We start from the raw sequence: 10703 nt of genomic DNA, 5'->3' as shown, positions 1-10703 counted from the left end.
CAGTTTTAGAAAAAATTCAAAACGACTTTAATACATCACAGTCAGAAAACAAACAAGTTTCTATGGCAGATTTAATTGTTTTAGGTGGTTCTGTTGGAGTAGAACAAGCAGCAAAAAATAATGGTTTTGATGTAAAAGTTCCATTTATGCCAGGAAGAGCTGATGCTTCTCAAGAACAAACAGACGTAGAATCATTTGATATTTTAGAACCTCAAGCGGATGGCTTTAGAAATTATTCTAGAACAGAATTTACAGTTTCTGCCGAAGAATTGTTACTCGACAAAGCACAATTATTAACATTAACAGCACCAGAAATGGCTTTGTTAGTGGGTGGAATGAGAGTTTTGAACACCAATTTTGATCAGTCTAAAACAGGAGTTTTCACCAATCGTCCAGAAACGTTAACCAATGATTTCTTTGTAAATTTGTTGGATATGGGTACTACTTGGAAAGCAGTTTCAGAATCTAGCGAAGCTTTTATTGGAAGCGATAGAAAAACTGGCGATATCAAATGGATTGGAACTCGTGTAGATTTGATTTTTGGTTCAAATACCGAATTGAGAGCCATTGCCGAAGTCTATGCTTGCGAAGATGCAAAAGAGCAATTTGTTCACGATTTTATTGCAGTTTGGAATAAAGTGATGAATTTGGATCGATTTGATTTGAAATAAATCTCATTTAAAATTCATAATATTAAAAGGTAGTTTGAAAACAAACTGCCTTTTTTATTGATTTGAAGTGTTTAAAATTATTATTATTTTTATTGGCTAAGTTTTATATATTTGTTTTCGCCAAAAGTTAACAAAGCGTTACTTTAAAATTACATTATTTACAATCAAAAAAATATGAATTTTTCCAATTTATTCCGAAAAAAATCAACAAAAGCAATAGTTCAAGAAGGTGGCGATGGAGAACATTCTGGATTGAGTAAAGTTTTAAACGTTAAAGATTTAACTTTTTTTGGAATAGCAGCAATAATTGGTGGTGGAACTTTTAGCGCAATTGGAAACGCTTGCTTTTCTGGTGGTCCAGCAGTTGTACTTTTGTATATAATGTGCGCCATTGCTTGCGGATTTACCGCAATGTGTTATGCCGAATTCGCATCGCGTGTGCCAGTTTCTGGAAGTGCCTACACTTATGCATACGTATCATTTGGAGAAATTTTTGCTTGGATAATTGGTTGGGCATTAATTATGGAATATTCCATCGGAAATATTTATATTGCCTTTTCTTGGAGTGGTTATTTTACCAATTTATTAGAAACATTTCACATTCATTTACCAGAATTTTTGACCATAAATTACAAATCTGCGCAAGATGCTGTTTTGGCAAATAAAGGAACTGAAGGTTTAATGGCTTGGAAAAATGCACCAGTTATTGGTGGATTAAAAATAATTTTCGATTTGCCAGCCGTTGTAATTAATTTGCTAATTACCTATTTAGTTTATAGAGGAACAAAAGAATCTAAAAACTTTAGTAACATAATGGTTTACATTAAGTTGGCAATTATTTTGTTGGTAATAGTTGTTGGTGCATTTTACATTGATATTGACAATTGGACTCCATTTATGCCAAACGGTTTTAGTGGCGTAATGGGAGGCGTTTCTGCCGTTTTCTTTGCCTATATTGGTTTTGATGCCGTTTCGACTTTGGCAGAAGAAAGTAAAAATCCGCAACGTGATTTACCTAAAGGAATGATTTATTCGTTGGTAATTTGTACTGTAGTTTTTATAGTCTTGGCATTAGTAATTACAGGAATGGTTTCTTACGAATTGCTTGGAGTAAGCGATCCATTGGCTGAAATTTTTGCATTAAAAGGCGTAAAATGGATGTTGTTTATAGTATCAATTGCAGCGGTTGTAGCAATGACAAGTGTACTTTTGGTTTTCCAAATGGGTCAACCTAGAATTTGGATGACAATGTCGCGTGATGGTTTAATGCCAAAGAAATTTGCCGAAATTCATCCCAAATATAAAACTCCAAGTTTTGCAACAATTGTAACTGGTTTGGTAGTTGGAATTCCAATATTTTTTACCGATGAAAATTTTGTATTAGACTTTACCAGTATTGGAACTTTATTTGCTTTTGTACTGGTTTGTGGAGGAGTTTTAATGCTATCACCACAAAGTGAATCCGAGTTGGAAGAACGAGCCACAAAAGGAAAATTCAGAATTCCATATGTAAATTCTAAATTTATTTTTCCTGCAATTGTTATTATTGGTTTTGGATTGGTTCTTAAATTTTTACCTGAATTTTTCTCCAGTATTCTTGATTTCTCAGATGGAAAAATGGCAACTAACTTACCAATGCTGGTTTTTTTATTGGTTTGTGTAGTAATGATGTTTTTATCCATCATTAAAAACTTATCACTAATTCCATTACTTGGTTTGGTTTCTTGTTGTTATTTACTAACAGGAATGGCAGTTTCCAACTGGATGTGGTTTGGCGTTTGGTTGGTTATTGGATTGATTTTTTACTTTTTGTATGGTTATAAAAATAGTAAGTTGAATTTAAAAGCTTAATTGTTATCAATTTAATTCCCTATACTTTTTCAAATTAGCTATTGTGAAAATTACAAAAGAATTTATTGAAGATTTTTTGAGCTCGCATAAATTTTCTTATGAACCTAATCAAAACAAATTATGTTTTCCTAAATTGGAAAGGATATTTATAAGAATGTTTAATGATAGTTACTTTCGACCAATAAAAATAGCTAATGAAAAAATTATTGAAGGGCATCATAGATATGTGTGTTCTGAAATCTTAACCAAAAAGATTGAAATGATAAAAGGAGGAATAAATATTTCTATGGAAACTAATTATTCATGGAGTGCAGTTATTGTTGAAAAAAATGATTGGGATAGTGAATCTGATTTAAAACTTTATGAAAAAGAATATGATTTATAGTTCAAGATTTATTTTCTTTATTAAATATTCGTTTAAAGTGCTTATATTTGTATTATGTTGGTATTTCTAGATATAGATGGTGTAATGGTTCAAGGCTCTTCTTGGAAATCAGTTGAGAATTTATCTGATGGGTTTTATAAGTTTAGTCCAAATGCTGTTTTGGGTCTTCAAGATATTATTTCTGGGACAAAGGCTACTATTCTCCTTACAACCTCACATAAAAATAGATATACACCGAAAGAATGGAAGACTATATTTTCCAATCGCGGAATTCAAGTTGATTCTGTTTCAAAACTTCAAACACGTAAAATATATCCAAATCGTAAGGAAGAAATTTTAACATGGTGTAAACGACACAGGAATGTAGAAAATTTTGTAATTATTGATGATGATAAATCTTTAAATGGTCTACCAGTTGAATTAAAACACAAACTTATACTCACAAATTCATCAATAGGTTTAACGCATTTAGACGCTATTCAGGCAATAAAAGTGCTTAAAAGTACAAAGAAATTATTTAAAATTGATCCTAAAAAAAGTCTTTCGAAATAGAAAGACTTTTAATTTTATTAATCATTTAAACATTTTTATTTTTTTCTTCATCGGAATTTAAGAATAAGTATAAATTATTAGTTAACAATCATTTTTTTAACTACACTCCTACCGTCTTCTAACATCACTTTTACAAAATAAATTCCAGAAGAAAAGTTGTAATTCAATTTTTCGCCCTCATCGTAATATCCTTTGTAAACATTAATACCAGAAGTGGTATAAATTTCAATTTTAGATTTTTCTTTTAATCCAGAAATTATAATATAATCTCTAGATGGATTTGGAAATATTGAAACTTGAATTTCATTAAATGTCGTTGTAGATAATGTAGATGACCAAGGAATGGTGGTTTTATTTCCCCAAATATGATCCGCCAAATCTGGATAATCAACAAAAGGGTTTCTGTTTTTTTGCCATTCGTAAACTACATTATTATGATTCATTTCAAAATCGTCCGCATTATCCGATGTATTCCAGTTTAATAATGTGGAAAGATCTCCAATAAAACCATCTGGATTCTGTGGTGGATTTCCATTTATTACATTCAAGCCATTGTAGCGCACGGCCATGTAAAAAACAGCTCTTGCTACGTCTCCACGCCAAGTTCCTTGATTTCCGACAGGTCCATTATAATCTGTACCATAATTTCTTTCGTTTCTTGAGCTATTTTCTGGACCATCTTCTGCCCGGATATGATGTGCATCTGCATGACCTGCTAAAAAATCGTTTGCATTGGTAGGAAGCCAAATATCTATTCCGTCTGGTGTATCCGATGTACCGTCTGTGAATCCGCCACGTGATTGGCAATAAATATGCTCTCGATTCCATTTTCCCGTACTACTACTTCCCAATTGATAATCAAGTTTTGATCTAGGCGATTCGACATACATAAGCCAAACTTGGTTTCGATTTGCTGGATTTTGATCTGCTTGCTTCAAAATATCGACTACATCACCATAATTTTGAGCTCTAACAACAGCAGGATTTGCAATAATGTCTTGAATGGCTTGTTTTAAAGCATCTCCACTTAAACCTTCGAGTGAACCGTAATAACCTGCGGGTTTTGTATTTGCAACTAGTCCAAATGTTGGATTTAGTGGACTTCCCCAAGTTTGTGGTACAAAATCGTTGTCAACAACTCTGATTTGAATATTATCGTTCAATTTTATAAATCCAAAAGGAATTGTGCCAAATTGTATACTTAATATTTCATCGCCATCATCCAAAATATCATCCAAAATTTGAATTGTTGTAGTGGTTGAATTTGTTCCTGTTGGAATGGTTAAGGCTGTAATTCCATTAAAATCGGCAGTAGTGAAAGTTCCATTATTTAATGTTATATTGAAATTTAAATCACTGGAAACATTGGTTTGCGTTGTAAAAGTGATAACAAAACTATCACCTTCATTTTTATGTGCAGTATTTACAACTATTGATATTCCGTTGTAAATATCGCCACTTCCATCATTGTTTGCGCCTGGCGTTGGAATTTTTGACTCATAGGTTCCGTCAATTTTACGTTGAATAGATTGTGTAGATGATAATGCTCCCGTTGCTCCTTCATCATAGGCTAATGTTTCGCCCAAAGCCAACATCAAACTGGTCGGATCTAAATCGTTTGTTTTATGAATTAATGCATCGACCAAATTTGTCATAGTAGCTGGCGTATCTGTTGGAAAATTGAATCCATTTCCGAGATACAATCCTACTCCATCAGGACCATTTTGTATGGCACTATCAAAAGGCAAATATCTGTTTGGAACTGGAGAAAGTTGACTACCGCCTATTGTAGCTATTCCGTTGGAATTGGTAACAATTCCATCCAAATCCATTGCCAAATAGCTTAAGTTTGTAGCACCATTAAAAAAAACCAACACGTAGCCATTGAGTGATGCGTTTGGTGTGGCAGTTTTAAATTCAACAAATTCTTTTACATCTGTAGATGGCGTGTCTGAATCAAATTCGTTGATAACCACCTGCGAAAATGTTGTGGTACTAACTAGTAATAATGTAAGTAATTTTTTGATCATTTGAGTTGTAATAAAGTCCCGAAAGATATTATTTATTTTAATATAAATCAAATTTTAAAAACCAACGCAACTAAATCAAAGCAATTGAATCTTATATTAAATATTTGAATATCATAAAGTTACTTATTCTTTGTGTCCTTAACGTAAAATTATCATTAATATTTTTATCGTTTTTCTTTAAAAAAATATTATTTGTATTACATTGCAAATGAATTTACTTAACATTAAAAAATTGAAATTTTTATTTAAAGCCTTATTTTTATTTGCAGTTTGCTTGTTTCATCATACAATTTATGGTCAACAGCAAACTAAAATTATAGCAGTTTTAAATACCAATTTTAAAACTTTTAAAGTAAATCAAACTATTATTTTTACAAATAATTCTTCCACATCCTTATCAAAAATAATTTTAAACGATTGGAACAATGCTTATTCCGATAAATATTCGCCTCTTGGTATTCGTTTTTCTGATGAATATGTAAGAAGTTTTCACTTTGCTCAGGATATTGAACGTGGATATACTACTATTAATAAAATGCAAATTGATGGGCAAAATGCCATTTGGTCTCGATCGCTTTCTAACATTGACATTATTGAAATTGAATTAAACTCAAATCTTGAACCTTCAAAGTCAGTTTCTATTGAAATTGAGTATTCTCTTAAAATTCCAGATTCAAAATTCACTCGTTTTGGATTTGATAAAGATGGTTATAATTTAAAAAATTGCTTTTTAACTGTTCCGAGATTAAATAATTCTGGTGAATTTGTTTCCTACAGTAATGAAAATTTAGAAGACATTTCAAATACCATTTACAAAAATGTAAGCATCGATTTTACGATTCCAAAAAACTACAATATTACAACTAGTTTAAATTTAAATAAGCAATTTAAAAACGACAATGAAAATGAAAAGATTGTAAATTTTACTGGTGAAAATACCACCGAAATTCAATTGTCAATTGAAAAAAAGAATAGTTATCAAACATTTCAAACTGACAAAATGACGGTAGAAACCAATCTTGGATCGTCAAAATTAAGTGGCAACAATAAAGCCATTGCTATTGATAAAATTGTAAACTACGCTTCATTAAACTTAGGCGAAATTTCATCAAAAAAACTAATGATTTCCCAAGCCGATTATGATAGAAACCCATTTTATGGATTAAATCAATTGCCAACATTTTTAAGTCCGTTTCCCAATGAATTTCTATTTGAAATTAAATTCCTAAAAGCTTATTTGAATAGTTATTTAAAAGAAAGCTTAAAAATTGATTACCGAAAAGATGGTTATATACTCGATGGAATACAGTATTATTTGATCATGAAATATATTCAAGAAAATTATCCAGAAGTAAAACTTATTGGTAATATTTCAAAATATAAAATTCTGAAAAGTTACAAACTAGCAAACATTAGTTTCAATGAGCAATACCATTATTTATATTTACTCATGGCTCGAGAAAATTTGGATCAAACGGTGGGAAATCCTAAAAATACTTTTCTAAAATTCAATGAGCAAATTGCAGGAAAATATAAAACTGGGCTCAGCTTTAGATATTTAGATGCTTATTTAAACGACCAAACTGTGGAAAATAGTTTAAAAGAATTTATTGCTTTAAACCAACAAAAGCAAACCTCTAGTGAAGATTTTGAAAAGATTTTAAAAAAAAATACTTCTAAAAATATAGATTGGTTTTTTTCTGATTTAATAAATTCAAGAAAAATAATAGATTATAAATTTGGAGAAATTTCCAAAAGTAAAGACAGCATTTCTGTCACCATAAAAAACAATTCAAACACAACTGCTCCAATTACATTTTCGGGAATCAAAAATAAAAAGACAATTTTTAAATATTGGTTTTCCAACATAAAAATTGATACCACTTTCAACATTGATAGAAAAAGTGTCAATAAAATAATTTTAAACCAAGACAATGAAACGCCTGAATACAATTCAAGAAATAATTATAAATCTTTAAGAAGTATTTTTTCATTGAATCGTCCTATAAAATTTAATTTTTTTAAAGATTTGGAAGATCCAAGATATAGCCAAATATTCTACGTGCCAGAATTTGGATATAATTTATACGACGGAGTTTTACTATCACTAAATTTTCACAATAAGTCGTTTTTAGAAAAACCTTTTATATTTGACATTAGTCCAACGTTTTCAACCAATACAAGTACATTGTCAGGTTCTGGTGGTGTGGCAATAAATCAATATTTACGCAATTCTAAACTATACAATATAAGGTATGGTTTTGGTGGTTCCTATTTTCAATATGCAGCAAATGCTAATTATTTAAAGATAAATCCATCTGTGCAATTTAGATTTAGAGAGAATGATTTTAGAAATAACCAACGGCAATATCTCACTTTCAGACATGTTATAGTCGATAAAGATTTGCTACCAGTTCCAATCCCAAACGATGATTCTCCATCCAATTATTCTGTTTTTAATACAAGATACACTTTTCAAAAAAGCGAAATGATAAAAGGTTTCGGTTTCAGTACAGATTTGCAATTGTCTAGCGGATTTGGAAAAGTATCGTCAGAAATTTATTATCGTAAACTTTTTGAAAACAACTACCAGTTCAGCCTACGCCTATTTACAGGAAGTTTTTTATACAAAAAAAGAACTACCGAATTTTATAATTTTGGACTTGACAGACCCAAAGATTATTTATTTGATTATGATTTTTATGGACGCTCAGAAACCACAGGATTATTTAGCCAACAATTGGTCATAGCAGAAGGCGGATTCAAATCCAAATTTGAAAACCCCTATGCCAATAAATGGATGACAACATTAAATGCTACATCGTCAATATGGCATTGGATTCAAATTTATGGCGATGTAGGATTATATAAAAATAAAGATAAAAATACAAAATTCGTCTATGATTCTGGTGTGCATTTAAACCTAGTGCCCGATTATTTTGAACTATTTTTTCCAGTTTATTCAACCAACGGTTTTGAACCTGGTCAAAAAAATTACCAAGAAAAAATCAGATTTATTGTTACATTAAGTCCAAGAACATTAATTAGTTTATTTAAAAGGAAATGGTTCTAGAAATCAAAAATTCGTCATTATTATTCAATTAAACTTACTTTTTTAATTTAATTTGATAAAAATTCACAATATTAAATCTTAAATTGATATAAAAAATATTAATAATACAATTATTTTTTTTGATTATTTTATCAAACCTAACCACATTTTTTATAAATTTGTATTTATAATATTCCATTTTTATGATAGAAATTGCCCAAAAACAGCCATTAACTTTTGAAGATTTTAAAACAGAAGTACTCAACGATTATAAAATTGCAACCACCAGTCGTGAGTGCAGTTTATTAGGAAGACGGGAAGTATTAACTGGAAAAGCTAAGTTTGGAATTTTTGGCGATGGAAAAGAAATTCCGCAATTGGCCATGGCAAAAGCCTTCAAAAATGGCGATTTCAGATCAGGATATTATCGCGATCAAACTTTTATGATGGCCATTGGTCAAATGACAATTCAACAGTTTTTTGCAGGATTGTATGGCCACACAGATTTGGCACATGATCCTATGAGTGCAGGAAGGCAAATGGGTGGGCATTTTGCAACACATTCGCTTGACGAAAATGGAAATTGGAAAAACCTTACCGTTCAAAAAAATTCAAGTGCCGATATTTCTCCAACAGCAGGTCAAATGCCTAGATTATTGGGTTTGGCACAAGCATCAAAAATATACAGACAAGTTCTTGGCATAAACAATGCCGCCAATTTTTCAATATTAGGAAACGAAGTGGCTTGGGGAACCATTGGAAATGCATCAACCTCTGAAGGCTTGTTTTTTGAAACCATCAATGCAGCGGGTGTTTTGCAAGTGCCAATGGTCATGAGCGTTTGGGACGATGATTATGGAATATCTGTACATGCCAAACACCAAACCACAAAAGAAAATATTTCCGAAATTTTAAAAGGATTTCAAAGGGATGAAAACCATAAAGGTTTCGAAATCATGACTGTAAATGGTTGGGATTATCCTACATTGGTAGAAGCTTATCAAAAAGCAGCAACTATTGCTCGTGAAGAACATGTTCCAGTTTTAATACACGTTCGCGAGCTCACACAACCGCAAGGACACTCAACTTCGGGATCGCATGAGCGATATAAAAATGCCGACAGACTGGAATGGGAAGGTAATTTTGATTGTCTGAAACAGTTTAAACTTTGGATGATTGAAAACAGTATTGCCACTTCCGAAGAAATTGAAACTTTAGATGCTCAAGCCAGAAAAGAAGTACTGGAAGGCAAAAAAGCCGCTTGGTTGGCATTTGTTTCACCTTCAAAATTAGAAAGAGACGAATTGGTTTTATTGCTTCAAAATATTGCCAATCAAAGTTCAAATAAAGAAGCCATCAATCAATATATTACCGATTTAAATAACATCAAAGAACCCATTCGAAAAGAAATTATTGTGACAGCACGAAAAATACTTCGATTGGTTTCAAAAGAAAATATAAAATCAGATTTGGGCGATTGGATTACAAATTATACCAATCAAATTCAGCCCAAATTTAGCTCTCACCTATTTTCTCAATCAGATAAAAATGTATTTTCTGTAAAAGAAGTACACCCAATTTACGATGAAAATACAGAGGAAGTGGACGCACGTTTGGTTTTAAGAGATAATTTTGATGCCATTTTCACCAAATATCCAGAAAGCTTAATTTTTGGTGAAGATGCTGGAAATATTGGTGATGTTAACCAAGGACTAGAAGGCATGCAGGAAAAATATGGAGAACTCCGTGTGGCCGATGTTGGTATTCGCGAAGCTTCCATATTGGGTCAAGGCATCGGAATGGCCATGCGTGGTTTGCGCCCAATTGCAGAAATTCAATACCTAGATTATTTACTGTATGCCATCCAAATCATGAGCGACGATTTGGCAACGCTACAATATAGAACGGCGGGTCGTCAAAAATCGCCACTCATTATTCGTACACGCGGTCATCGTTTAGAAGGTATTTGGCATTCTGGATCGCCTATGGGCATGATTATCAATGCAGTTCGAGGTATACATGTTTTGGTGCCACGAAACATGACCAAAGCCGCAGGATTTTATAATACCTTGTTGGAAACAGACGAGCCAGCACTTGTAGTAGAATGCTTAAATGGGTACCGATTAAATGAAAAAATGCCAACCAATTTGGGCGAATTCAAA

7 protein-coding genes are annotated in these 10703 nt (G+C 31.8%); 6 read left to right on the top strand and 1 reads right to left on the bottom strand.

From position 1 onward, the window contains the following. From RMN92_RS02620 to RMN92_RS02605, 4 genes are all read left to right on the top strand, one after another. Positions 1–671 (top strand): peroxidase family protein (locus RMN92_RS02620; protein WP_309607907.1); only part of this gene is annotated, 671 nt, incomplete at its 5' end. A 174-nt stretch (positions 672–845) separates the two neighbouring features. Next, positions 846–2522 carry an amino acid permease gene (locus RMN92_RS02615; protein ID WP_309607906.1) on the top strand — a complete coding sequence of 559 codons (1677 nt, stop codon included), beginning with the start codon at positions 846–848 and terminating at the stop codon, positions 2520–2522. Between the two features lie 43 nt (positions 2523–2565). Continuing rightward, positions 2566–2907: a hypothetical protein gene (locus RMN92_RS02610; protein ID WP_309607905.1), complete on the top strand. Its 342-nt coding sequence runs from the start codon at positions 2566–2568 to the stop codon at positions 2905–2907. 54 nt (positions 2908–2961) lie between these two features. Further along, the gene (locus tag RMN92_RS02605; protein WP_309607904.1) at positions 2962–3459 is read left to right on the top strand and encodes an HAD domain-containing protein; all 498 of its coding nucleotides are present in this window, start codon (positions 2962–2964) and stop codon (positions 3457–3459) included. A gap of 77 nt (positions 3460–3536) precedes the next feature. Here RMN92_RS02605 and RMN92_RS02600 read toward each other — a convergent pair whose 3' ends face one another. After that, positions 3537–5489, bottom strand: coding sequence for an endonuclease (locus RMN92_RS02600; protein WP_309607903.1), 1953 nt, complete (start codon positions 5487–5489; stop codon positions 3537–3539). A 232-nt stretch (positions 5490–5721) separates the two neighbouring features. Between RMN92_RS02600 and RMN92_RS02595 the strand changes: the two genes are divergently transcribed. Together RMN92_RS02595 and RMN92_RS02590 are read left to right on the top strand one after the other, a co-directional pair. Next, positions 5722–8562 carry an aminopeptidase gene (locus RMN92_RS02595; protein WP_309607902.1) on the top strand — a complete coding sequence of 947 codons (2841 nt, stop codon included), beginning with the start codon at positions 5722–5724 and terminating at the stop codon, positions 8560–8562. A gap of 182 nt (positions 8563–8744) precedes the next feature. Further along, a partial coding sequence (locus tag RMN92_RS02590; RefSeq protein WP_309607901.1) for a thiamine pyrophosphate-dependent enzyme occupies positions 8745–10703 on the top strand: 1959 nt, incomplete at its 3' end.

Origin of the sequence: Flavobacterium sp. (assembly GCF_031363805.1) — a bacterium.
Taxonomy (GTDB): Bacteria; Bacteroidota; Bacteroidia; order Flavobacteriales; family Flavobacteriaceae; genus Flavobacterium.
This window is presented reverse-complemented; position numbering and strand designations above follow the sequence as displayed.

Coding starts and splice junctions, on each gene's coding strand:
- RMN92_RS02615 (WP_309607906.1), top strand. CDS start 846: ATGAATTTTTCCAATTTATTCCGAAAAAAATCAACAAAAGCAATAGTT.
- RMN92_RS02605 (WP_309607904.1), top strand. CDS start 2,962: ATGTTGGTATTTCTAGATATAGATGGTGTAATGGTTCAAGGCTCTTCT.
- RMN92_RS02600 (WP_309607903.1), bottom strand. CDS start 5,489: ATGATCAAAAAATTACTTACATTATTACTAGTTAGTACCACAACATTT.